General features: G+C 66.6%; 17 protein-coding genes. 13 read left to right on the top strand and 4 right to left on the bottom strand.

What is annotated here, in order from left to right; genetic code table 11:
- Position 1: 1 nt before the first annotated feature.
- A complete protein-coding gene (locus tag C1876_RS10240) occupies positions 2 to 1,504 on the bottom strand; it encodes a response regulator transcription factor (RefSeq protein WP_158544667.1) in 1,503 nt (500 codons plus the stop codon).
- Positions 1,505 to 1,775: 271 nt separating this feature from the next.
- On the opposite strand from C1876_RS10240, the gene C1876_RS10235 reads away from it, so the two are divergent.
- The 4 genes from C1876_RS10235 to C1876_RS10220 are packed head-to-tail and all read left to right on the top strand — an operon-like array spanning position 1,776 to position 7,031.
- Positions 1,776 to 4,883, top strand: coding sequence for a molybdopterin dinucleotide binding domain-containing protein (locus tag C1876_RS10235; protein WP_114546629.1), 3,108 nt, complete (start codon positions 1,776 to 1,778; stop codon positions 4,881 to 4,883).
- Between the two features lie 12 nt (positions 4,884 to 4,895).
- Positions 4,896 to 5,525 carry a 4Fe-4S dicluster domain-containing protein gene (locus C1876_RS10230; RefSeq protein WP_114546628.1) on the top strand — a complete coding sequence of 210 codons (630 nt, stop codon included), beginning with the start codon at positions 4,896 to 4,898 and terminating at the stop codon, positions 5,523 to 5,525.
- Complete coding sequence (nrfD, locus tag C1876_RS10225) at positions 5,525 to 6,385, top strand: NrfD/PsrC family molybdoenzyme membrane anchor subunit (RefSeq protein ID WP_114546627.1); 861 nt, start codon at positions 5,525 to 5,527, stop codon at positions 6,383 to 6,385. The genes C1876_RS10230 and nrfD (C1876_RS10225) overlap by 1 nt, the downstream gene beginning before the upstream one ends.
- 16 nt (positions 6,386 to 6,401) lie before the next feature.
- Positions 6,402 to 7,031 carry a molecular chaperone TorD family protein gene (locus C1876_RS10220; RefSeq protein WP_114546626.1) on the top strand — a complete coding sequence of 210 codons (630 nt, stop codon included), beginning with the start codon at positions 6,402 to 6,404 and terminating at the stop codon, positions 7,029 to 7,031.
- A 59-nt stretch (positions 7,032 to 7,090) separates the two neighbouring features.
- Here C1876_RS10220 and C1876_RS10215 read toward each other — a convergent pair whose 3' ends face one another.
- Entirely contained in the window at positions 7,091 to 9,325 is a 2,235-nt protein-coding gene (locus C1876_RS10215; RefSeq protein ID WP_114546645.1) for an oxidoreductase, read from the bottom strand.
- A 297-nt stretch (positions 9,326 to 9,622) separates the two neighbouring features.
- Here C1876_RS10215 and C1876_RS10210 point away from each other — a divergent pair, with 297 nt between their 5' ends.
- Positions 9,623 to 11,095 (top strand): helix-turn-helix transcriptional regulator, encoded by a 1,473-nt coding sequence (locus tag C1876_RS10210; protein ID WP_114546625.1) that lies wholly within the window; start codon positions 9,623 to 9,625, stop codon positions 11,093 to 11,095.
- A gap of 26 nt (positions 11,096 to 11,121) precedes the next feature.
- Here C1876_RS10210 and C1876_RS17630 read toward each other — a convergent pair whose 3' ends face one another.
- A complete protein-coding gene (locus C1876_RS17630; protein ID WP_158544666.1) occupies positions 11,122 to 11,544 on the bottom strand; it encodes a C-GCAxxG-C-C family protein in 423 nt (140 codons plus the stop codon).
- Between the two features lie 152 nt (positions 11,545 to 11,696).
- Positions 11,697 to 12,632, bottom strand: coding sequence for a helix-turn-helix transcriptional regulator (locus C1876_RS10200; protein WP_114546623.1), 936 nt, complete (start codon positions 12,630 to 12,632; stop codon positions 11,697 to 11,699).
- Between the two features lie 17 nt (positions 12,633 to 12,649).
- Here C1876_RS10200 and C1876_RS10195 point away from each other — a divergent pair, with 17 nt between their 5' ends.
- From C1876_RS10195 to carB, 8 genes are all read left to right on the top strand, one after another.
- Positions 12,650 to 13,069, top strand: coding sequence for a hypothetical protein (locus tag C1876_RS10195; RefSeq protein ID WP_148707943.1), 420 nt, complete (start codon positions 12,650 to 12,652; stop codon positions 13,067 to 13,069).
- A 390-nt stretch (positions 13,070 to 13,459) separates the two neighbouring features.
- Positions 13,460 to 14,236 (top strand): molybdopterin-dependent oxidoreductase, encoded by a 777-nt coding sequence (locus C1876_RS10190; protein WP_114546621.1) that lies wholly within the window; start codon positions 13,460 to 13,462, stop codon positions 14,234 to 14,236.
- Positions 14,237 to 14,386: 150 nt separating this feature from the next.
- On the top strand, positions 14,387 to 16,552 hold the full coding sequence (locus tag C1876_RS18185) for a molybdopterin dinucleotide binding domain-containing protein (RefSeq protein ID WP_114546620.1): 2,166 nt from the start codon (positions 14,387 to 14,389) through the stop codon (positions 16,550 to 16,552).
- A 14-nt stretch (positions 16,553 to 16,566) separates the two neighbouring features.
- Positions 16,567 to 17,184 carry a 4Fe-4S dicluster domain-containing protein gene (locus tag C1876_RS10180; protein ID WP_211309538.1) on the top strand — a complete coding sequence of 206 codons (618 nt, stop codon included), beginning with the start codon at positions 16,567 to 16,569 and terminating at the stop codon, positions 17,182 to 17,184.
- A 5-nt stretch (positions 17,185 to 17,189) separates the two neighbouring features.
- On the top strand, positions 17,190 to 18,071 hold the full coding sequence (nrfD, locus tag C1876_RS10175; RefSeq protein WP_114546618.1) for an NrfD/PsrC family molybdoenzyme membrane anchor subunit: 882 nt from the start codon (positions 17,190 to 17,192) through the stop codon (positions 18,069 to 18,071).
- A 26-nt stretch (positions 18,072 to 18,097) separates the two neighbouring features.
- The gene (locus C1876_RS10170; protein ID WP_158544665.1) at positions 18,098 to 18,736 is read left to right on the top strand and encodes a molecular chaperone TorD family protein; all 639 of its coding nucleotides are present in this window, start codon (positions 18,098 to 18,100) and stop codon (positions 18,734 to 18,736) included.
- Between the two features lie 238 nt (positions 18,737 to 18,974).
- The gene (gene carA, locus C1876_RS10165) at positions 18,975 to 20,321 is read left to right on the top strand and encodes a glutamine-hydrolyzing carbamoyl-phosphate synthase small subunit (protein WP_114546616.1); all 1,347 of its coding nucleotides are present in this window, start codon (positions 18,975 to 18,977) and stop codon (positions 20,319 to 20,321) included.
- On the top strand, positions 20,321 to 23,557 hold the full coding sequence (carB, locus tag C1876_RS10160) for a carbamoyl-phosphate synthase large subunit (RefSeq protein WP_114546615.1): 3,237 nt from the start codon (positions 20,321 to 20,323) through the stop codon (positions 23,555 to 23,557). Before carA ends, carB begins: the two co-directional genes overlap by 1 nt.
- Positions 23,558 to 23,614 lie beyond the last annotated feature (57 nt).

Below are 23,614 nucleotides of genomic sequence, written 5' to 3'. Positions count from 1 at the left end.
GCTACCGGTCGCTCTCGCTCGGCGTCGGCGAGCCGTTGCGGGCGAGAAGCATGAGCTCCTGCTGGGAGTGCACGCAGCATTTCGAGAATATGCTGCGCACGTGCGTGCTCACCGTGTTGATGGATACCACGAGCTCATCGCGGATGAAGGGCCGGCTGCGTCCGGCCAGTAGAAGGGCGGCCACGTCGGTTTCGCGACTCGTGAGGCCGTAGGCCGCTTGGAGGGCCTGCGCCTCCTGCCTGCATAGAAGCCCGATGCCGTCTTCGCTTCCGACATCGGCGTCCATCGTGCGCATCCCGGCGTCGTCGTCTCCGCGTGCGGCGCTCGGCCGGTCGAACAGCCAGGCCGGGTTGAACCCGGTGACCATGACGGCGAAGATCACCGTCGCCATGAGCGCGATGGACACCTCCATCATGCCGTGCGCGTCCATCGACTCAACCACGTACAGGCCGATGACGCAACCGGCGAAAATGCCGAGCCCCTCGCCGAACGCATACGTGCCGAGCAGCCGCAGGGCGTTGCCATGCGAGCGGTGCAGACGCTTGCACATGCCAATCCAGCTCCCGAACTGCACACCGAACATGCCCAGGAAGTTGATGGCGTAGGCAAGCATGCGCAGCTCGGCGTTGTCGTAGTCGGCGAAGATGGGAAGGTAGCTGAGCATGAACAACGGCAGGCTCCACCGGTAGGCGAGCGAGATGTTCAAATAGCGCGACATGCGCAGGCACAGCAAGAACATGGCGAACGACAGCGCGCAGGCGAAGGAGAACGGCAGCAAGTAGTGGGTGAAGCGATCTCCGGTGAGGCCTGGGGTCGATATGATGCGGAAGAACGCCACCTGCAACCACGACACCGTCATGAGCGTGGCGAACGAGAGCAAACCCTGCCGGTCGTCTTCGCCGCGTTTCGGGAGGCTGCGTTCTGCCCGAGGAGCTTTTTTTGAGTGCTCGGCGACGTTGCCGCGCACGGCGAAGAACGTCGAAGCGGCGATCATGAGGACGAGCGCGAGGAATATGGGGATGTGCCCCTGTTTCGTAAGCAGCAGCACGAAGTACAGGGCGAAGGCCAACGTGAACGACAGCGGAATGGCGAATTCCGCGTACGCCTCGTCGTAGGAACCGAGGCGCGCTCCCCACAGCAAGATGAACAGCGCGATGGCCGTGCCGGTCAGCGCTCCGCCGAGCGGATACAGCTGCCAGAACAGGCCGGGGAAATCTGCCCATGCGGTCATGGTGACGTAATTGCCCACGACGGCGCACGCAAGCGCGAGCGCGCCCACGATGCGCCCTTGCAGCGGGCGATCGGGTATCCGGACGAAGCGGGAGGCTGCGATGCCCACGATGCCCCCCAGGGCTTCGAAGAGCCCGCTCACCATCCAGATATGCTCGAGGTTGTACACCGTCGTCACGCCGACGGGCGAGTTCTCGTAACTTGCCAAACCGCAGCCGAACAGGCTGCAGTACACCCACGCGAGGAAAAGCGCGAATCCCAATGTTTCACGCACGTACAACGATTTATAACGAGTGCAGTATTCTCTCATGGTTCCTCCCACGCTCGATTATAGGGCATCGACCCGCTGGGCTTTCTGAGGATGACAAGCTCGTCATCTCGGATGCAACTCTGTGACCAGGCACGATGCAAAACTCACTTGATCAGGTGAGGCTCGATCAATCGATTTTACCGTCAAAAATCCCTCGACTAGGTGATGAAGCCCTTGGTGCCGGAGCGCTAGACTCCTCGCTCGGAGAACCCCGAATGTCGAAGGAGGAGAACGAATGGGGGACATGAATATGGATCGACGCACGTTCGTCGAGGCGATGGGGGCGCTCGGCGCGCTGTCGCTCGCAGGCGCGAGCCTGGGAGCGCATCCGACGGTCGCCGTTGCCGCCGAGACCGCTTTCCCGGAACCCGGGACAGGCAAGCCCATCGAGGCGCGCATCGATCCCAAAACAGGGGACGTTACGGTCAACGAAGACGTGATCGTGCGGTACTCGGGCTGCGTGGGATGCTACAGCTCGTGCGGCAATCGCGTGAAGCTCGACCGGGCAACCGGGCGCGTGCTGGGCGTGGGCGGCAACCCGTACAACCCCGCGTGCGCATACCCGTACCTGAACCACGAGGAGCCGCTCGAGGAGGCGTACCGCTCGATGAGCTATGCCAACGGCAAGGGCAACATGCTGCACGGGACGGTGTGCGGGCGCGGCAACGGCACGCTCGACGCGGTCAGCCAGCCCGATCGCATCACCGTGCCGCTCAAGCGCGCGGGCAAGCGCGGCGAGGGAAAGTGGAAGCCCATCGGCTGGGATCAGCTTATCAAGGAGGTGACCGAGGGTGGCAAGCTGTTCGCCGACATAGGGGAAGATCGCGACATCGAAGGATTCAAAGCGCTCTGCGACACGTCGACGCCGATGAACCCCGAGCAGCCCGATCTGGGCCCCGTCTCGAACCAGCTGGTCATGTTGGGCGGGCGTGCCGACGGTCGCGGCGCGTTCAGCAGCCGCTTCGCCGCTTCGTTCGGCACCCTCAACCAGTACGGGCACGTGTCCAGCTGCGCCGGAGCCAATGGCGCGGGCTCGCTTCTGCAAGAATCGGTCAACACCATGATGCCGGATCCTGAAGAGGCCGAGTACGCGCTGTGGTTCGGCGGGTTCCCCGGAGCGAGCGGGATCAACTTCCAAAGCTCGGCCAAACGCACCACGAAGAACCTCGCAGCAGGCAAGCTCAAGATCGACGTCATCGATCCCACGCTTGCGAACGGCGCCGTGACGCCCACGATGCCCGGCATCAACTGGGTTCCCATCAAGCCGGCCACGAACGGCGCGTTCGCCTCGGCCCTGACGCGCAGCATCATCGACGGCAATCGCCATAATGCCCGGTTCCTGGCGTTTCCCAACCAGGAGGCCGCCGTTGCGGGCGGGTACGCCTCGCATACCAACGCCTCCTACCTCGTCATCGTCGACGAGGAGCATCCGAACTACCGCAAGCTCATGCGCGCGGCCGACGCGGGTATCGAGGCGCCCGAAGTCAAGGACAAGGCCGGCAAGCCGGTCGAGCAGTACGTCGTTGTCGACGAGTCCACCGGAGAGCCGGCCTTGCACTCCCAGTGCTCCCAGGGCGTGCTCGAGTACGAGGGCGAAGTGAACGGCGTCAAGGTGCGCACGGGCTTCCTCCTGCTCAAGGAGACGGTGAGCGCCTACACGATGGACGAGTACGCCGATATCACGGGCATTTCCGTGGACGAGCTCGAGCGCATCGCGAAGGAGTACACCTCCCACGGCGTCAAGACGAGCATCTGGGCCAATGGCGGTTCCTGCATCGCGGTCAACGGACTGGACGCCTCCATGGGCACGGTCGTGCTGCGCGCCCTCATCGGGTCGAACCAGATGACCGGCGGCAACGTGCCGTACAGCATGACTCCCGTGGCCATGGGCAACGGGGCGCGCTACAAGCTGAACGACATCGAGGGCAAGCCTGACGTATCGGCCAAGAACGCCACGGCCATCGCGCGCACGGGCAAGGCATGGGAGGGCATGGCGGAGTACGCCAACCGCGTCGCGGCTGGCGAGAAGGCTCCCAAGCCCACGCTGCCCTGGTACCCCAACGCGCCGCTTTCGGACGCCCAGACGCTTATGTCCATCGTCAACCGCTACCCTTACCAGGCCAAGATACTCACCACATGGATGAACAACGTGCTGCAGGCCACGCCGGGCGCGATGCGCGACGAGGTGATCGACCGGTTCAAGGATCCGGCGTACGTGCCCCTGCACATCGCCTGCGACCTCGTCATCGGCGAAGGCACTCAATACGCCGACTACGTCGTTCCCGACGTCAGCCAGTACGAGAGCTTCGGCATCCCGCAGGTGGGAACCGCGTTCACGGGCTACGGCAGCACGGTGCGCTGGCAGGTGAAGGAGCCCGAGAGCATCCAGCTCGACGACGGACGCCATGCGAGCTGGGAGGCGTTTTTGGCGGACGTGGCGAAGGCTTGCGAGCTTCCCGGTTGGGGCGAGGGCGCCATCAAGGATGTGGACGGCAAGGCGTGGCCGCTCGACGATGCGGTCGACTACTACCTGAAGGCGGTGGCGAACCTCGCGTACGGCGAAACGCCGGTCGAGGACATCTCGCCCGAAGAGGCGCGCCTGCAAGGCCTCGACGAGCTTCCGCCTGCGTTCGCCGATGCGGTGTCGGCCGAGGAGTGGCCGAAGGTGCAGAGCGTGCTTTCGCGCGGCGGACGCTACTGGCCCATGTCGTTCATCTTCGGGGACGACGGACGCAGCAGGTGGTACGAGGACAACTACCGCGCCTTCGTATACAGCGAGAAGCGAGCGCTCGCGAAGAACTGCTACTCGGGCGAGCGGCTACCCGGCACACTGCACTATCGGCCCCAGACGTTCAGCGACCTGTCACCCATGACCGAACGGTTCTCGACCGACGAGTTCCCGTTCACGGCTTCCGAGCACAAGCCGCGCTTCCGCTCGGTGTCGATGCTGGCGAACAGTCCCATCATGCGCGACCTGTGCGACCACAACTACATCGAGATCAACGAAGAGGATGCCGCCGCCCTCGGCATCGCCGACGGCGATGCCGTCAAGATCACGAACCCGATCGGCGACGTGAGCACGGGCGAGGCCATGGTACGCGCCGGGCAGGTGAAGGGCGCGTTCAGCTCGTCGTTCGGTTACGGGCACCGCGCTTACGGCGCGCAGGACGTCGAAGTGGATGGAACGCTGACGAAGGGCAACCCCGCCATCGCCGCGGGCGTCTACGTGACGACGATGCTCGATCCCACCGTCACGACCGACGGCGTGCTCGGCATCATCGCGGACAACGACGCTTCGTGCCCCGGACGCTCCGGCGGCATGTTCAAAATCGAGAAAGCGTAAGGAGGAGCTCCCATGAGCGAACAGAGACTGGGTATGGTCGTCGACCTCGCGCTCTGCATCGGCTGCAACGCGTGCGCGGTGGCCTGCAAGCAGGAGAACGACGTGCCGTTGACGAAATTCAACACGTGGGTGGAAAGCTGGGACGTGGACGACGGAGGACGCATCCGCCGCGCCAATCTGCCGAAGCTGTGCAACCATTGCGCGAACCCCGCGTGCGTGCACGTGTGCCCGACGGGTGCCAGCTACGTGGATGCGGACGGCTCGGTGCAGATCGACGTCGATAAGTGCATCGGCTGCAAGTACTGCATGGCCGCATGCCCTTTCGGCGTGCGCTACGCCAACGAGGAGACGGGCGACGTGCATAAGTGCACGTTCTGCCACCACCGCACGGCCAACGGGTTGCTGCCGGCGTGCGCCGGGACGTGCGTGACCCATGCGCGCGTGTTCGGCGATCTGAACGATCCCGACAGCGACGTATCGAAGCGGCTGGCCGCGGCGGACGACGCGGGCGTGCTGCTCGACGATATGGGCATGAACCCGTCGGTGCACTACCTGGGCTTGGACAAGACGATGGCGATGGAGCGCGTGTCCGCCGTGCACAAGGGCGGCAACGTGAAAACGCCGTACGAGGGGAGGCTGTAATGGTGTGGGACGGTATCGTCGCCTGCGACCTGTTCTTCGCCGGATTGGGTGCGTGGGCGTTCGTGTTCACGGTGCTGGCCGGCGGCAGGGGCGCAGCAGCGCGCAAGGTTAAGCTGGTCGGCATAGGGACGGCGTTCGTCGCCGTGGCGCTCGGCGCGCTCATCCTGGCGGTGGACGCTCGCGGCGGGCTGCTGAACCCGTTGCGCTACCTCAACTTGCTGGGCAACTTCGGGTCGGTGATGACGTGGGGCGTGGTGCTGATCAGCCTGTTCCTGGCGTCGGCGTTCGCCTGCCTCGTGCTGCTGGCGCTGCGCAAGGACCCGCCGCGCGCCCTCGAGCTCGTCGGGTCGGCGCTGGGCGTGGGCGTGTCGCTGTACACGGGCGTGCTGCTGAGCACCGCTCCGGCGTTCCCTCTGTGGAACCTCGCCGTGCTGCCGGCCGCGTTCGCGGTGTCGGCCGCTTACACGGGCTATGCGGCATACGGCCTAGCCGCGCGCATCGCGGGTGCAGACGGCCAAGCCGCGCCCGCGTGGATGGGCAAGGCGGGCATCGTGCTCCCCGTGGTCGAGGCGCTGCTGGTCGTCGCCCTTCTTGCCGTGGTGTCGGCGACGCAGGGCAGTGCCGCCCTGTCCGCGGCGGCTTCTGTGGCCCAGCTGCTGACGGGCGTGTACGCGGCAGCGTTCTGGGGCGGCGTGGTGGTCGTGGGATTGGCGGTGCCCTGCGCGCTGGCCGTCGTGCGCGGCAAGCGAGGCGAAGCGGCACCCGGCTGGATGGGTCCCGTCGAATGGATCTGCATCCTCGTCGGAGGACTTGCGTTCCGCTACGTCGTCGTGATGGCGGCTGTGCCGCTGTTCGCCTAAGGGAAGGGGTTCGAAGATGAACGAGGAGGAGCCGTTGTCGGCGGACGCATGCCGAGGATTCGCCGTCATCGCCCGCGCTTGCGTCGAGGCCTTGGCGAACGAGCCGGTCGAGGAGGTCGTCGACGGCGTGCGCCGCGCGGCGCAGGCAGTGGGCGAGGCGCGGTTCGACGGGGCGAGGGCCGACGCGGCGCTTCGACAGCGCTATTACGACCGGTTCTTCGTGTCGGCGAGCCCCTTCTTCCTGCCGCTGTGTGAGAGCACCGTGCGGGGCGCGGTGGAGGAGGGCGGACGCCTGAGGTACGCGCCCGCCGGCGGTGCGCGGGCCGATCATGTGCTGGCGTGCTATAGGGTTGCGGGCTTCGAGCACCGCGACGTCGGGGGCTTCGATTTGGCCGTCAAGACGCTGAAGCCCGATTCGATGGTCGCCGAGCTCGCGTTCATGGCTTCGCTCGCCGATGCCGCTGCCGCCGACGCGGAAGATCCTGCCGCAGCTCGCAGGGCGGCCTTCCTGCTGCGGCAGTTCGCTTGCGAGCACGCCGCCGGCTGGTTCGCCGCGGCAGCGCGCTACGCCGCGCGCGCCGACGACGATTTCTATGCTGGCGTATGCACTCTGGCGGCGCGGGCCGTTAAGGCCGTCGCCGCCTGAACGGAGGGGGATGAGGGGCGCGCGATGCGCCCCTCATCGTTTCGTGCGCGCGGCGGCGTTTAGATCGCGCGACCGACGTCGTTGCCGGCGCGGATGGCCAGCGCGATGTTGAACGGTTCGTTGCAGTCGCCGATGGCGTAGGTCTCCGCGACCGAGAGCCCGTCGAGCAAAGATGCGTTCGGCGTCATCTCGGCGCCGTCGACGATGGCGTCGCAGTCCACGGTCACTTCGGTGCCCACCTCGGTGGCGATGACGGCCTTGCCGTCCTTGGCGTCTTTGATGGACGCGCCCGGCCACACCTTCACGCCGAGGGCGTACAGCGCCGTGGTCATGAAGCGGATGGCGTGCTGCGACTGCTGCATGTCGAGCTCTTCGTTGGCGTGGGGCGTGACGATGGTGACGCGCTTCTTGCGCACGGTGAGCCACAGCGCGCAGTCGAAGGCCTGGGCGTTCGAGCCGTGCACGATCACGTTATCGCCCATCTCGGCGGCCATGAAGGAATCGAAGTCGATGACGGGCGCGTCGCCGGGAATGTCGGCCTTGTCGCGCACGCCGCCCACGGCGAGGATGACGGCGTCGGGGGCCTCGGACTCGATGAACGCCCGGTCGACCTCCTTGCCGGTGGTCACCTGCACGCCCGTGACTTCGAGCTGGCGCTTGAGGTAAGCGGTGAGATCGTCGAGGTTCTCGTGGGGTCCCTTCACCATGCTCGCAAACGACAGGAGGCCGCCGAGCGTGCCGCTCTTCTCGTAGAGCGACACCTCGTGCCCGCGTGCAGCAGCGATGCGCGCGGCCTCCATGCCGGCGGGGCCGCCGCCTACCACCATGACCTTCTTAGGCGACGAGGCGGGCTCGAGCTCGTAGGTGGCCGGCCCGTTCTCGGTCATAACGCGCTGGGTGAGCGCATTCACGCGGCAGTAGCCCATCTTGCGGTTCAGCTCGTTGCTGCCGATGTGGCAGTGCAGGCAGCGCGTGCAGGGGGCTATCTCGTCGGCGCGGCCGTCGCGCAGCTTGGACACGTACTCGTTGTCCACGGTCAAAGGCCGGGTCATCATGTAGAAGTCCACTTTGCCGTCGGCGAGCGCCTGTTCGAAGAAGTCGGGCGCGTGCGCCGGGTCCATGTACGTGACGGTGCCGCAGGGGATGGAGACGGCCTCCTTGTAGCGCGCGACGACGTCGATGAGCATGCCCGCGCCGCTATGGTCGGCGATGAGCGAACCCTGGAAGTGGCGCTTGAAGTCCCATTGCGTGCCGTAGCCCGTGGCACCCTCGATGCCGTAGAGCAAGAAGTACAGATCGCTCGCGAACTGGCAGGGATGGTTGCCCAACGGCCCGAGCCGCAGATGCATGGAGTCGCAGCCGGCAGCCTCGAACAGCTTCGCGAACTCGATGCCTTCCTCGATGGTGATGACGAGGTTGCTTGGCGAGGTCAGCGTGTTGTCGAGGTCCATGAGCGTGGCGTTGTTGGTGAGGTTGTCGTTCTCCTCGACGCAGTCGATGAGCATCTGCACGACGAAGTCGTCGCCGCACGCCTGCTTGATCTTCTCGATGCATTCGGTGATGAACCGGGCGCGGTTCTCGAGGCTGCCGATGCCGTACTGGTCCGTGCGCGTGTTGTGGTAGCGCGACAGGAAGTGCTCGCCTATGTTGAAGCCGGCGGCGTTGATCTCGAGCCCCTTGAAGCCGAAGCGCTGGATGGTCTGCGCGAGATTCACGGCGATGTCCTCGACGGCGACGATCTCGTCGACGGAGAGTTCGGCCACGTCGGGTCCGAAATGCGCCCACTGCAACCCGAGCGAGGCGCCGTGCTTGGCGCATTCGTCCACGAGGCGCGTGCAGAAGCTCTCGGCGTCCGCGTCGGCGGTCTCCCCGGTGACGAGCGATTCGAGCTCGCCTTCGACCCAGATGAGCTCGACGCCGCCCTTCGCGAGGTTCACGTAGTACTGGAAGAATTCGTCGGTGAGCCCGCCCAGGTAGGTGGCCGACCCCGCCGCCGACTTGATCATGCGGTGGCTCGACTCGATGGATCCTATCTTCACCGGCGAGAACAGCGTGGAGAAATCGGTCGTGCTCTGGCGGTAGTCGTAGTCCTGCGGGTTCACGTACGCGGCCGGGATGAGCTCGGATTCGCCCGCTGAGCCTGCGGCCGCCGATCCTGCCGCGTCCGCGCCATCCGCGGCCTTCGTCGCGGGTGCGGCGCTCGGCGCGCATCCCGCGAGCCCGGCTCCCGCAACCGCGATGCCCGCTGCGCCGAGCCCGGTCAAGAAGCTTCTTCTCGATATCTGCGTTTCCATGTTCTCCTCCTGATTGTTTCCCGTGCGCGCCGCGTCCTGCGTGTACATCGTCTGGTTGCCGTTCGCTCGCGGCGCCTCGCCTCCCTTCGGCGATGAGGGAAAGGCTACGCGACGTAAGGCGGAAACGCCTCACATGCGGCATGTGAAATAGCGGAAAGCGGGTTGGGAATTGCCACATGGCACGGGCGATTTCGAGAACAACGATTACAATAAGCCGGAAGAAGGAGACGGGGAAGGTTTGCTTGGCGCGCGGCATCGAACGCCGTGAGGTCGCGCGCTGGGGATGAGGAGGGTAGCGTGAAGGATCGCGCGATCAGATGCCTGGGCTTGTCGTCGGTGCTGCTGATCGGAGTGCTCACCATTTGGGGAGGGCTTCCCTTGGGAGCGCTCACCCGGCTGGAGCTTTCGGATATCTTGAAATGCTGGTCGATCCCCTTGTCGATCGCGCTCGGGATGACGCTGTGCCTGGCCTTGCTGAAGCGCACGCGGCCCTCCCGGCGTTTCGTCGCCGCGGTGGCCGCGGTGGCGGCCGCGTGTCTGCTCGGCGGCTTCGCGCTGCTCTACACCTCGGTCGAGGGCGTTTCCCGCGTGCTCTTCGTGGTGCTGTCGTCTTCGGCGGCGGGGGTCGGGTACGGCCTGTTCTCGCTTGTGTGGCAGGATATCCTCTCGCGGCTGTCGTTCAACGGCATGACCAAGACGCTCCTGCTCTCCCTCGCCCTGGGATCGGGGGAGTACCTGGCGTTGTCCGCGCTCCTTGGCGGAAACCTGCAGGCGGCGTTCCCGCTCCTCGTGGTCGCTGCGACCGTTCTGAGCGCGCTCGCGCTGCGCGCGCCAGACGATCCCGGCGTCGAAGGCCCGCAACCCGGCGGCCGCGCGGAAGGCGTGCGCGGCTTGGCGAAGGAGGTGGGCAGCCCGCTTCTCTGCGTGTGCGCCATCGCGTTCGCGGTGGCCTTGACGCGCACCATCACGCTCGACGGGATCGAGAATTCCGATCTGGTGAACATCGTGGCCAGCGGATGCATCATCGTCGTCTCGTTGGCTCTGTACGCGGCCTGGTGCTCCCCGCGCAGCGAGCGCACGGCGTTCGGGAAGCTCGGCATCCTGGGACTGTACCGCATGTTCTTCCCCATCATCGTCACCGCGCTTCTGGCGCTTTCCATCGTAGGCGAGCCGCTCGCGCTCGCCGTGGCCACGCTCGCCTACGTGCTGTTCTCGTTCGTGGCGGTGTTCATGATGTCGACGAGCGTCTCCATCGCGCGGAGTCGAGGGCTCTGGTCGCCGCACGTGTACGGGGCGTTTGCGGGGGTGACGTACTTCGTGTTCGCAGGAGCCACGGCGTTGGGCGCATGGGTGTACCATCCGCGCAGCTTCGGCGCGGCCACGCTCCCGGTCGTCGTGCTCGTGGTGTTCTACATCCTGGCCATGTCGTACGCGGCGATCCAAGCGCGCAAACGCAACGGGGAGGGGCGCGCGCCCGCCACCGCAGAACGGGACGGCGGTGCGCAGGCGTCCGTCGCGGCGACTGCCGTCGTCGACGAAGTGGCGCAGCGTTGCGCGATCGTAGCCGAAGAGGCAGGGCTGACGAAGCGCGAGCGGGACATCCTGTTGGTGCTGGCGAGGGGACGCGACGTCCCCAGCATCGCCAAGCAGCTGTTCATCTCCGAGAACACCGTCCGCTCGCACAGCAAGAGCATCTACCGCAAGCTCAAGATCCATTCAAAGCAGGAGCTGCTCGACCTTCTCGAGCGCGTCCCCCTCGACCGCGGGTAGCGGTGCGGGCCTTCGCGGGCTTTTTGCTACGAAGCCGGCTCTTCGCTCGCTTTCTGCATCTTTTCCACGATGAGGGCGGCGTTCTTCACCTTCTCGGCGCACTTGAACGGCACGGGCGGCTCTCCTCGGAGCACGTCGAAGCACGTGACGCCGTGGTACTTCTGCTCGAACTCGCCCAGAGCCGCGCGCACCTTGCCGAACACCACGGCGCGGCCCTCGAGGTCGCCCGGCACGCCGGTGCTGTACCGATGGCTGATGATGGCGGTGGCGGCAACCATCGCCCCGCACATCTCCTGGGTGGCGGCGAACCCGCCGCCGTACCCCTCGGCCATCTTCAGGGCCCCCTCCTCGTCCAAGCCGAGCTCGTCGGCGAAGGGCACGAGCACCGATTGCGCGCACGTGCATCCCTTCGCATACAGCCTGACCGCTTCCTTCGCTTGCTCACCCATGGAAACACCTCGCTTGCCTCGTCTTGACGCGCCGCCGCTTCTGCCTCCCATGATAGGAAAGACGACGGGAAACCACAATGAAAACCTGGTGGAAGGTGGAAGGGGAGAAGAAGCACGCGCGCACGGGCGCACGCGCCCGTGCCCCCCGGGACTCACGCCGGCGCGCCCTGCGCACCGCCTTGCTCGCCCTCGTCGTTGCGGGCAAGGTCGATGAGCTCCTGCTGCGAGTGCACGCCGCATTTCGAGAAGATGCTGCGCACGTGCGAGCTCACCGTGTTGATGGACACCGTCAGCTCGTCGCGGATGAACGGGCGGCTGCGTCCGGCCAGCAGCAGCGCGGCCACGTCGGTCTCGCGCTCGGTGAGGCCGAAGCGTCCCTGCAGGGCCACGGCCTCGCGCAGGAAGATGGCCTCGAGCTCGGCGCGCGGGGTGGCGTCGGCCCCCGGCCCCGCGTTCGCTCGGCGGCGCGGAGGGTGGGTGCGGTGGAACACCCAGTTCGGGTTGAAGCCCGTGGCCATGGCCACGAACACCACGAGCGACATGAGCGCGAACGACAGCACCATGATACCCTGCGCGTCGAGTAGCTTCACGGCGAACAGGCCGCCCAGGCTGCCCGCGAAGATGCCCGCGCCCTCGCCGAGCGCATAGCGGCTGAACAGGTCAACCGTGCTGCCGCCTCGGCGGCGCAGGTACTTGCACGCGCCGATCCAGCACCCGAACTGCACGCCGAACATGCCGAGGAAGTTGATGGCGTAGGCCAGGATGCGCAGGTTGGCGTTGCTGTAATCGAGGATGATGGGCACGTAGCTCAGCATGAACAGCGGCAGGCTCCATCGGTACGCCAGCGACACGTTCATGTAGCGCGACATGCGCATGCACAGCAACAGCATGGCGAGCGACATCGCGCAGGCGAACGAGAAGGGGATGAGGTAGTGGGTGAACCGGTTGCCCGACAGCGCGGGCGTCGAGATGACGCGGAAGAACGCGATCTGCACCCACGAGGCGAAGGCGAGCAACGTGAACGACCGCAGCCCGCGACGACCCGCTGCGCGTCCCTCCGCAGCGGCGTCGGGGGGGGGGGGCTTCATCGCTGCGCGCGAAGTACATGGACCCGAAGCACATGGCGGCCACGAGCAGCAGCACGATGAGGCCGCTCTCCTTCGTGAGCAGGATGACGAAGTACAGCAGAAACGAGACGGTGAACGCGCAGGGGATGACGAACTCGAGCCGCGCCTCGTTGAGCGCGCGCAGCCGTGCGCTCCAGATGACGGTGAACAGCACGATGGCGATGCCGCTCAGGGCGCTTCCGGCTATGAACACCTCGTCGAACAGCAGCATGCGGTCGGACCAGGCGAGCCAGATGAAGAAGTTCCCCGCCGCGGCGAGCGCCGCCGCGGCCGTGAGGAGCCGGCCGCTCTGCAGCAGCCGGTCGGCCGCGGGCACCTTGCGCGCGATCAGCATGCCGGCAACGCCGCCGAGCGCCTCGAACAGGCCGCACATGAGCCAGATGCGCTCGAGGTGGTAGGTGGTCGGCACGCAGGCGATGGGCTCCGTGGCCGAGGACAGCCCGCAGCCGAACAGGGCGCAGTACACCCACGCGAGAAACAGCGCGAAGCCGACGGTCTCGCGCCAATGGGCCACCAGGTTTTCACGGAAATGATCGATCATACGCCCTCCCTCGTATGGCATAAGTATAGCGTGAGCCTTATTGCTTGCCGCTGTCATAGTTGTGCGGCAACAAGCGTGCGACCTGGGTAAACCATAATTTCACCGGATTAAGGTGAGACGTTCTCGGTCGCAATTCCATCCTCCCCGCCCACAAAACACCTTGATCAGGTGATGATCTGCGCCCGTTTGCCCCGTAGGCTCGACGACGTTGTAATCCCTGGACGAGGAGTGAGGCAAGGAGGAGGATATGGTTCAACCGAACATGGATCGAAGGACGTTCGTCGAGGCGCTGGGCGCCTTGGGGGCCCTGTCGATCGCCGGCGTGAGCGCGGGGTCCCCGTCGTCCGTGGCGGTGGCCGCGGAATCGGCGTTCCCGCCGCCGCGAACCGGCAAGCCCATCGAGGCGAAGGTCGATCCCAAGACGGGCGACGTGTCCGTCAACGAGGACGTGATCGTGCGCTATTCGGGATGCGTGGGGTGCTACCAAGCCTGCGGCAACCGCGTCAAGCTCGACCGCAAAACCGGCCGCGTGCTCGGCGTAGGGGGCAATCCCTACAATCCGTCGGGCGCCGTCAAGCCGCTCGCGTTCGACGCGCCGCTCGAAGAGGCGTATCGCTCCATGAGCTACGCCAACGGCGCGGGCAACATCACGCGCGGCACGATCTGCGGGCGCGGCAACGGCACGCTCGACGCGGTCAGCCAGCCCGAGCGCATCACCACGCCGCTCAAGCGCGCCGGCAAGCGCGGCGAGGGCAAATGGAAGCCCATCGGCTGGGATCAGCTTCTCAAGGAAGTCACCGAGGGAGGCAAGCTGTTCGCCGACATCGGTGAGGATCGCGAGATCGAGGGCTTCAAAGCCGTGCACGACACCGTCACCCCGATCAATCCCGAGCAACCCGATCTGGGCCCGAAGTCCAACCAGATCATCATCTGGAACACGCGCGCCGACGGGCGCCGCCAGCTGAACGCGCGGTTCGCCCAGACGTTCGGGACGCTCAACAACTTCAGTCACAACTCCAGTTGAGGCGCGGCAGGTGGAGCAGGTGCGCTCTACAAAAACAGCAGTAACAGCTGCGGTCTCGATATCGACAAATCGGAATACATCCTCTGGAGCGGATCGTTCCCCGGAGGAAACGGCGGGCTTCAGACGAACAGCAAGCATCTGATCCCCCGCTTGCTCGACGGCTCCCTGAAAGTCGACGTCCTCGACCCGACGTTGGCGAACGGGCTCGTGACGCCCACGATGCCCGGTATCAATTGGATACCCATCAAGCCGACCACCAACGGCGCCCTCTACGCCGCCATCGTGCAGATCATGATGCGCGACAAGACCTACAACGCCGACGTGCTTTCGTTCCCCCAGCAAAAGGCGGCCGAGGCGGCCGGATACGGGGCGTTCACCAACGCGAGCTACCTCGTCATCACCGACGAGAGCCATCCCAACTACCGCAAGCTCATGCGCGCGGAGGACGCCGGCATCGATATGCCGGAGGAGAAGACGGCCGACGGCATGACGGTGCAGCACTACGTGGTCATCGATGCGGAAACGAACGAGGCGGCGGCGCACACCGCCTGCGACAAGGCCGTCTTCGACTACGAAGGCGAAGTGAACGGCGTGCAGGTGCGCACCGGCTTCGCCATCATGGGCAACACGGTGAACGCGCACACGCTTGAAGAGTACGCCGAGATCACGGGCGTTCCCGTGGCGGAAATCGAGCGGATGGCGAAGGAGTACACCTCGCACGGCGTGAAGGTGAGCGTCAACGCGGGCGCGGGCTCGACCGCCGGCGTGAACGGTTTCGACACCCCCAACGGACGCGAGGTCCTGCGCGCGCTCGTCGGCTCGAACCAGATGTCGGGCGGCTCTTTCCCGTCCGGCATGCCCAACGTCGAGGGCAAGGGCGCGGCGCGCTACGACCTGACCACGGTCAAGGGCCAGCCGGACGTCACGACGAAGAACGCCACCATCCTGTCGCGCGGCGGCAAGGCGTGGGAGAAGACCGACGAGTACAAGAACCGGGTGGCCAAGGGCGAGAAGGACCCCAAGCCGATGCTGCAATGGTTCGCCACCGGCACGCAGTCCGATTCGCAGGCGCTCATGTCCGCGGTCAACCAGTACCCCTACCAATGCAAGATCATGATGACCTGGATGTGCAACGTCATCCAGGGCACCCCGGGCGCCATGCGCGACGAGGTGGTCGAGCGCTTGAAGGACCCCGAAGTGCTTCCCCTGCACATCGTGTGCGACGTCGTCATCGGCGAGATGGCGCAGGTGGCCGACTACATCGTGCCCGACGTGACGCAGTACGAAAGCTTCGGCATCCCCTCGGGCGGCGGCGATTACGGCGCCGAGGTGCGCTGGCAGGCGAAGACGCCCGAGACCCCCGAGCTCGAGGACGGAAGCTACCTGTGCTGGGAAACGCTGCTGATCGACGTGGCGAAGGCGTGCGAGCTGCCCGGTTGGGGAGAAGACGCCATTCCCGACGCCGAGGGCGGCATGCACCCCTTCGACAACGTGGCCGATTACTACTTGAAGGCGGTGGCGAACCTCGCCTACGCCGACACGCCCGTCGCCGACATCGACGAGGCCGAGATGAAGCTGCAGGGGCTCGACGAGCTTCCCCGTAACTTCAAGGCCGCAGTGAGCGACGAGGAATGGCCGAAGGTGCTGAACGTGCTGTCGCGCGGAGGGCGCACGTGGCCCGACGAGTACATCCGGGGCGCCGACGGACGCTACAAGTTCCTCAAGCCCTTCGAGACGTACATCTACAACGAGAAGCGTGCGTTGATGACGAACTGCTACTCCGGCAAGCGCCTTCCTCCCACGCTCAACTACAACCCGCCGATGTTCAGCGATCTGTCGCTCATGACCGACCACTATGCGGTCGAGGAGTTCCCGTTCACGAACTCCGAGCACAAGCCGCGCTTCCGCTCCATCTCGATGCTCTCGAACAGCCCCATCATGCGCGACATCTGCGCGCACAACTACCTCGAGATCAACAAGGAGGATGCGGCGGCGCTGGGCATCAAGGACGGCGACACCGTGCGCGCCGTCACGCCGCTCGGGGACGTGTCCGAAGGCGAGGCGATGGTCCGCGGAGGCCAGGTGCAGGGTGCGTTCAGCGTGTCGTTCGGATACGGGCACAGCAACTACGGAGCGCAGGACATCGACGTCGACGGGCAGGTGACCAAGGGCAATCCGGCGATCGCCGCCGGCGTGCGCACGCACCAGATGCTGGACCCGCTCGTTTCGGTCGACGGCGTGCTGGGCATCCTCTCCGACCACGACGCGTCGAGTCCGGGGCGTTGCGGCAGCATGTTCAAAATCGAGAAGGCGTAAGGGGGTATGCGATCATGAGTGAGAAACGACTTGGCATGTTGATTGATCTTGCCCTCTGCATCGGCTGCAACGCCTGCGTGGTGGCGTGCAAGATGGAGAACGACGTGCCGCTGGGCAGCTTCAACACATGGGTTGAGAGCTGGGACGTGGAGGACGGGGGAAGAACCCGCCGCGCCAACGTTCCCAAGCAATGCAACCACTGCGAGAACCCGCAGTGCGTGAAGGTGTGCCCCACGGGGGCAAGCTACACGGCGGACGACGGCACCGTGCAGATCGACGCCGAAAAGTGCATCGGCTGCAAGTACTGCCTGGCCGCATGCCCGTACCAGGTGCGCTACGTAACCGCGTCCGGCGAGGCGGGGAAGTGCTCCTTCTGCCATCACCGCACAGCGGAGGGGCTGCTTCCGGCCTGCGTGGGCACCTGCGTGACGAGCGCCCGCTACTTCGGCGATCTGAACGACCCGGACAGCGACATCTCGCAGAAGCTCGCTTCCGGCAGCGGCGAGGTGCTGCATCCCGACCTGGGTCTGAACCCGTCGCTGTACTACTTCGACCTGTCCGAAGCCGAAGCCATGCCCGTCGTGTCCGCCGTGCATCGGGGCGGCAACGTCTACAAGCCGTTCGAGGGGTGATCCAGATGGTATGGGATGGATTTGTCGCGTGTTACCTGTTTCTCGCCGGCCTCGGCGCGGGAGCCTTCGTTCTGGGCGTGCTGACGAACGGGGCGAAGAAGCCTGCCGGGCGCATGAAGAAGATCGCGTTCGTCATCGCGCTCGTCGCGGTTGCCGTCGGCACGCTGGTGCTCGTGTTCGATGCGAAAGCCGGGCTCGGCAACCCGATGCGCTTCTTCCTGCTGGTGATGAACCTCTCGTCGGTCATGTCGTGGGGCGTCATCATCCTGAGCGCGTTCTTGATCGTGGTGTTCGTCGATCTGGTGCTTTTGCTCGTGAGGAAGAAGACGCCGAAGGCGCTCGATGCCGTCGGCCTGGTTCTCTCCGTGTGCGTGGCGGCCTACACCGGCGTGCTGCTGGGCGATGCGGGCGTGGCGTTCCCGCTGTGGAACATGGCCGTCCTGCCGATCCTCTTCGTGGTGTCGGCGGCGTCGACGGGCTTCGCGGCCGTGCTCGCGGTCACGCGCCTCGCGGCGCCTGACGAGGCGGCCAGCCTGCCCTTCCTGGCGAAAACCGGCTTGGTTCTGCCCGTTCTCGAGCTTGTTCTGGTCGCCGTCCTGTTGGCGGTGACGGCGTCGGTGCAGGGCTCGGCCGCGGAAGCGGCGGCGGGTTCGGTGGGCGCTTTGGTGAGCGGCGGCTACGCCGTGCCGTTCTGGGTGGGCTTCATCGGCATCGGCCTCGTGCTGCCGTTCTGCCTCGAGCTGGCGGGCCGCAGGAAAGCCGGCGCCGACGAGGCTGCAGGCTCCGGCACGACGCGCGCCGTCGTCGGCGAGCTGGCCGTGCTGGTGGGCGGCTTCATGCTTCGGTACCTCGTGATCATGGCCGCATTGCCGGTTGTCATCGCTTAGCGAATACGAGTCGAGAGGAATCTGCTTTGAACGACGCATCGACGTTTCATGACGCGGTTCGGCGCGTGCACGGCTGCAGCGTGCTGTTGAGCGCCTGCGCAGCCGCATTGATCAACGAGCCGACCGAGCAGGTGGTCCGGGACGTGCGTCGTGTCGCGGAGGCGCTGGGGGACTCCCGTTTCGACGGGATCGAACCCGGCGCCCCTCTCACCCAGCGCTATTACGACCGGTTCTTCGTCTCCGCGAGTCCCTACTTCGTGCCCCTCGTCGAAAGCTGCGTTCGCGGCGCGTTCGACGAGAACGGCCGCACCGTGTACGCTTCCACCCGCAGCTCGAAGGGGGATCACGCGCTTCTCTGCTACGAGGCGGCGGGATTCGACTATCGCGCGTTGCAGGGGTTCGAGGCGGCGACGAAGGCGCTCAAGCCCGACTCCCTGGCGTGCGAGCTGGCGTTTCTCGCCGCATTGGGGACTTCTGCCGCACAGGCTGACGACGAGGCGTGCGCCCGCGCCGGCGTGCGGCTCTTCGACGAGTTCGCGCGCGAGCACGTGGGGGCCTGGATTCCCCGGGCGGCGCGTTGCCTGGCAGCTGCGGACGACGATTTCTACGCCCGCCTCGTCGCCCTCGCCGCCGAGGCCGTGCAGGCGCTTGCGGGGCGAGGCTAGCCGCGTCGCCCCGGGGGCTCCGCGTATCCTATAACTGCATATTTATGTCCTAAAAGCTGAAAATACTGCATTTCTTATCGATAAAACTCGGAATAGGCGTATACTGCTCTTCAACCTTTAAGGCGGTACGGAGAGACCGACAAGGCAAGCAGCATACCTTTCCGCATTTCGTGCGCCTCACGTCGACGACGGGGCGCTTTTTTGTACGCGTGTGCTGCCCACACGGAAGGATGGAAGCTTGAGCGAGATCAGCGAGAAGCTCATGGAGGGGACGTCGAAGCCGGCGGGGGCGCCGGCGGCGCTCGTGCTCGAGGACGGCGCCGTGTTCCGCGGCACGTCGTGCGCGGCGGCGGGGGAGGTGTTCGGCGAGATCTGCTTCAACACGTCCCTCGAGGGGTATCTGGAGGTCATCACCGACCCGTCGTACGCCGGGCAGATCGTGACGATGACGTATCCCCAGATCGGCAACTACGGCGTGAACCCGGACGACGCGCAGGCGGAGACGCCCGCGCTGCGCGGCCTCGTCGTGCGCGACCTGTGCGCCACGCCGTCGAACTGGCGCTGCACGCGTACGCTGCCGGAGTACCTGCGCGCGCACGACGTGGTGGCCATCGAGGGCGTGGACACCCGCGCGCTCGTGCGGCATGTGCGCGATCACGGCGCGCAGCGCGCGGTGCTGTCCACGCTCGACGTCGACGAGGCCAGCCTGCTGGCGAAGGTGCGCGCGAGCGCGTCCCTCGTCGGGCAGAACCTCGCCGCCACGGTCTCGTGCACGGCCCCCTTCGCCTTCGACGCCGCCGCGCTGCCCGCGAGCCAGGCGTTCGCGCTCGCCGACCCGGCGCCCGCGCGCTTCAAGGTGGCGGCCTACGATTGCGGCGCCAAGCGCTCCATCCTCGAGAACCTCGTGCGCGCCGGCTGCGCCGTCATCGTCGTGCCGTGGGACACCCCGGCCGAAGACGTGCTGGCCATGGGCCCCGACGGCGTGTTCCTGTCGAACGGCCCGGGCGACCCCGAGGCGGTCGAGGGCACGTACGCGCAGGTGGAGAAGCTGCTCGGGCGCGTGCCGGTGTTCGGCATCTGCCTGGGGCACCAGATGATCTGCAAGGCGGCCGGCTCGGACATCGAGAAGCTGAAGTTCGGGCACCGCGGCGGCAACCATCCGGTGATGAACCTGCTCACCGGGCGCGTGGAGATCACCGCGCAGAACCACGGCTTCGGCCTCGTGTTCCCCAGCTTGGGCGCGCTCGTGCCCGAGCTGTCGGGCGGCCGCGTGCGGCACGAGGACGACCTGCGCTGCTGGGTGGAGGCCGGCGTCGCGCCCGTCGTGCAGAACGAGCGCTTCGGGCGCATCCGCCTCACGCACGTGAACCTCAACGACGGCACGGCCGAGGGCATCGCGTTCCTCGACCTCCCGGCGTTCTCGGTGCAGTACCATCCCGAAGCTTCGCCCGGGCCGACCGACGCCCACTACCTGTTCACGGCGTTCGCGCGGCTCATGGAGGGTCGCGAGGACTACCTCGACATCGACATCGCCGAGGATCGCCTCGCCGGCTGGTCGTTCGCATCCGGGAAGGGAGCCGCATAATGCCGAAGCGCACTGACATCCAAACCATCCTCGTCATCGGCTCCGGTCCCATCGTCATCGGGCAGGCGTGCGAGTTCGATTACTCGGGCGCGCAGGCGTGCAAGGTGCTTGCCGCCGACGGCTACCGCGTGGTGCTCGTGAACTCGAACCCCGCCACCATCATGACCGACCCCGGCCTGGCCGACCGTACCTACGTCGAGCCCATCACGGCCGAGTTCGTGGAGCAGGTCATCGCGAAGGAACGCCCCGACGCGCTGCTGCCCACCCTGGGCGGGCAGACCGGCCTCAACACCGCCGTCGAGCTGGCGCGCGCGGGCATCCTCGAGCGGTACGGCGTGGAGATGATCGGCTGCGACCTCGACGCCATCGAGCGCGGCGAGGATCGCAAGCTGTTCAACGACTGCATGGCCGAGCTGGGCATCGAGACGGCTCGTTCGGGCTATGCCTATTCCCTCGACGACGCCGAGGCCATCGTGGCCGACCTTGGCTATCCGGTGGTGCTGCGCCCGTCGTTCACCATGGGCGGCGCGGGCGGCGGCATCGCGCACGACGAGGCGGAGCTGCACGAGATCGTGGGGCAGGGGCTCGAACTCTCGCCGGCCGGCGAAGTGCTCGTGGAGGAGAGCATCGAGGGCTGGAAGGAATACGAGATGGAGGTCATGCGCGACCACGCCGGCAACGGCATCATCGTGTGCTCCATCGAGAACTTCGACGCCATGGGCGTGCACACGGGCGACTCCATCACGGTGGCGCCCGCGCAGACGCTCTCGGACGTGGAGTACCAGCGCATGCGCGCGGCGTCGCTCGCCATCTTGGAGAAGATCGGCGTGGAGACGGGCGGCTCGAACGTGCAGTTCTCCATCAACCCCGAGAACGGCCGCATGATCGTCATCGAGATGAACCCGCGCGTGTCGCGCTCTTCGGCGCTCGCCTCGAAGGCCACCGGCTTCCCCATCGCGAAGGCGGCGGCGAAGCTGGCCGTGGGCTACACGCTCGACGAGATCGTGAACGACATCACGAAGGCCACGCCCGCCTGCTTCGAGCCGTCCATCGACTACTGCGTGGTGAAGGTGCCGCGCTTCGCGTTCGAGAAGTTCCAGGGCACCGACGACACGCTGTCCACCCGCATGAAGGCCGTCGGCGAGATCATGGCCATCGGCCGCACGTTCGAGGAGTCGCTCGGCAAGGCCATGCGCTCGCTCGAGAACGGCCGCGCCGGCCTCGGCGCCGACGGCAAGGGCGACGAGGCTGCCGCGGGCGACGACGAGCTGGAAGACCTCGTGCGCCGTCCCACGGCCGAGCGCATCTTCTACCTCGCCGAAGCCCTGCGCCGTGGCTGGTCGGTGGAACGCGCGAGTGCCGTGAGCAGGGTCGATCCGTTCTTCGTGGCGCGCATGGCCGATATGGTGGCCGTGCAGGAGGCGCTGCGCGGGATGCGCCTCGACGAGCTCGACGCCGACGCGTTCCGCACCCTCAAGCGCTTCGGGCTGGCCGACGCGCAGATCGCGCACCTCACGAACTCCGACGAGCTCACCGTGCGCACGTGCCGCAAGATGCTCGGCGTGAAGCCGGCGTTCAAGACGGTGGACACCTGCGCCGCCGAGTTCCCGAGCGCCACGGCCTACCACTACAAAACCTACGACGCCGACGAGTCGGAAGCCGCTCCCAAAACGCGCAAGCGCGCCATGATCCTGGGCGCGGGCCCGAACCGCATCGGACAGGGCATCGAGTTCGACTACTGCTGCGTGCATGCGTCCTACGCGCTCGCCGAGGCCGGGTTCGAAACCATCATGGTGAACTGCAACCCCGAGACGGTGTCCACCGACTACGACACGTCCGACAAGCTGTACTTCGAGCCGCTCACGTTCGAGGACGTCATGGACATCGTGGACGTGGAACAGCCCGACGGCGTGGTGGTCACGCTGGGCGGCCAGACGCCGCTCAAGCTGGCGCGGGCGCTTCATCAAGCGGGCGTGCCCATCATGGGCACCTCGCCGGAAGCCATCGACCTGGCCGAAGACCGCGACCGCTTCGCCGCCGTCCTCGACGAGCTCGACATCGTCTACCCGGCCGCCGGTATGGCCTCCACGTTCGAGGAAGCATGCGTGGTGGCCGACCAGATCGGCTTCCCGCTGCTCGTGCGCCCCAGCTACGTGCTGGGCGGGCGCGGCATGGGCATCGTGTACGACGGCGCGCAGCTGGAGAAGTACATGGCGGAGGCGGCGAAGATCTCGCCCGACCATCCGGTGTACCTCGACCGCTTCCTCGAGGGCGCCGTCGAGGTGGACCTCGACGCGCTCTGCGACGGCGAGCAGGTGTACGTGGGCGGCGTGCTCGAGCACATCGAGATGGCCGGCATCCATTCGGGCGACTCGGCCTGCTGCACGCCGCCGTTCGCGCTGTCCGAGGCCGTGCAGGCGCAGCTGCGCTCCATCGCGCGCCGCCTGGCGCTGCGCCTGGGCGTGGTGGGCCTCATCAACATCCAGTTCGCCATCAAAGACCAGGTCATCTATATCATCGAAGCGAACCCGCGCGCCAGCCGCACGGTGCCGTTCACCTCGAAGGCCACGGGCGTGCCGCTGGCGAAGTGCGCCGCGCGCGTCATGGCGGGGGAGCGCATCGCCGAGCTCGGCCTGCCGGAAGACGACCGCCGTCTCGAGCATTTCAGCGTGAAGGAGGCCGTCATGCCCTTCGGCCGCTTCCCCGGCGCCGACACGGTGCTCGGCCCTGAGATGAAGTCCACCGGCGAGGTCATGGGCATCGCCCGCAACTTCCCGGCGGCCTTCGCCAAGACGCAGCTGGCCATCAGCTACGCGCTGCCCGAGGGTGGCACGGTGTTCATCAGCGTGTGCGACCGCGACAAGCGCGCCATCGTGAGCATCGCCCGCGACATCGCGCGCCTCGGCTTCCGCATCGTGGCCACGGGCGGCACCGCGCGCGCCCTGCGCGCCGCGGGCGTGGAGTGCGAGCAGGTGAAGAAGATCCACGAGGGCGAGGACAACGTGCGCGACATGATAGCCGCCGGCGACATCGCGCTCATGATCAACACGCCTTTCGGCCACGCCACGCGCGCCGACGGCTACGAGCTGCGTCTCGAGGCCGTCAAGCACGGCGTGACCCACGTCACGAACCTCGCCGGCGCCCAGGCCATGGTGGCCGGCATGGAGATGGCCCGCTCCGCCGGCCTCACCGCCGTAGCCCTGCAAGACCTCCCGCAGTGGGAGCCGATGCGCTGACGCTGCCGCCGGATGGCGCGCCGCGCTTCGCGCGCCATCCGGCTCTCCTGCGCTGCG

The sequence above is a fragment of the Eggerthella sinensis genome (genome assembly GCF_003339815.1).
Taxonomy (GTDB): domain Bacteria; phylum Actinomycetota; class Coriobacteriia; order Coriobacteriales; family Eggerthellaceae; genus Eggerthella; species Eggerthella sinensis.
The sequence above is the reverse complement of the archived record's forward strand: the minus strand, read 5'-3'. Positions and strand labels throughout refer to the sequence as shown.

What these genes read in the sequence shown, in the direction of transcription:
- C1876_RS10220 (WP_114546626.1), top strand. Translation starts at nt 6,402, where the DNA reads ATGAACGAGGAGGAGCCGTTGTCGGCGGACGCATGCCGAGGATTCGCC.
- C1876_RS10195 (WP_148707943.1), top strand. Translation starts at nt 12,650, where the DNA reads ATGGACCCGAAGCACATGGCGGCCACGAGCAGCAGCACGATGAGGCCG.
- nrfD (WP_114546618.1), top strand. Translation starts at nt 17,190, where the DNA reads ATGGTATGGGATGGATTTGTCGCGTGTTACCTGTTTCTCGCCGGCCTC.
- C1876_RS10235 (WP_114546629.1), top strand. Translation starts at nt 1,776, where the DNA reads ATGGGGGACATGAATATGGATCGACGCACGTTCGTCGAGGCGATGGGG.
- C1876_RS10200 (WP_114546623.1), bottom strand. Translation starts at nt 12,632, where the DNA reads ATGAAGCCCCCCCCCCCCGACGCCGCTGCGGAGGGACGCGCAGCGGGT.
- C1876_RS10215 (WP_114546645.1), bottom strand. Translation starts at nt 9,325, where the DNA reads ATGGAAACGCAGATATCGAGAAGAAGCTTCTTGACCGGGCTCGGCGCA.
- C1876_RS10230 (WP_114546628.1), top strand. Translation starts at nt 4,896, where the DNA reads ATGAGCGAACAGAGACTGGGTATGGTCGTCGACCTCGCGCTCTGCATC.
- nrfD (WP_114546627.1), top strand. Translation starts at nt 5,525, where the DNA reads ATGGTGTGGGACGGTATCGTCGCCTGCGACCTGTTCTTCGCCGGATTG.
- C1876_RS10180 (WP_211309538.1), top strand. Translation starts at nt 16,567, where the DNA reads ATGAGTGAGAAACGACTTGGCATGTTGATTGATCTTGCCCTCTGCATC.
- C1876_RS10190 (WP_114546621.1), top strand. Translation starts at nt 13,460, where the DNA reads ATGGTTCAACCGAACATGGATCGAAGGACGTTCGTCGAGGCGCTGGGC.
- C1876_RS17630 (WP_158544666.1), bottom strand. Translation starts at nt 11,544, where the DNA reads ATGGGTGAGCAAGCGAAGGAAGCGGTCAGGCTGTATGCGAAGGGATGC.
- carB (WP_114546615.1), top strand. Translation starts at nt 20,321, where the DNA reads ATGCCGAAGCGCACTGACATCCAAACCATCCTCGTCATCGGCTCCGGT.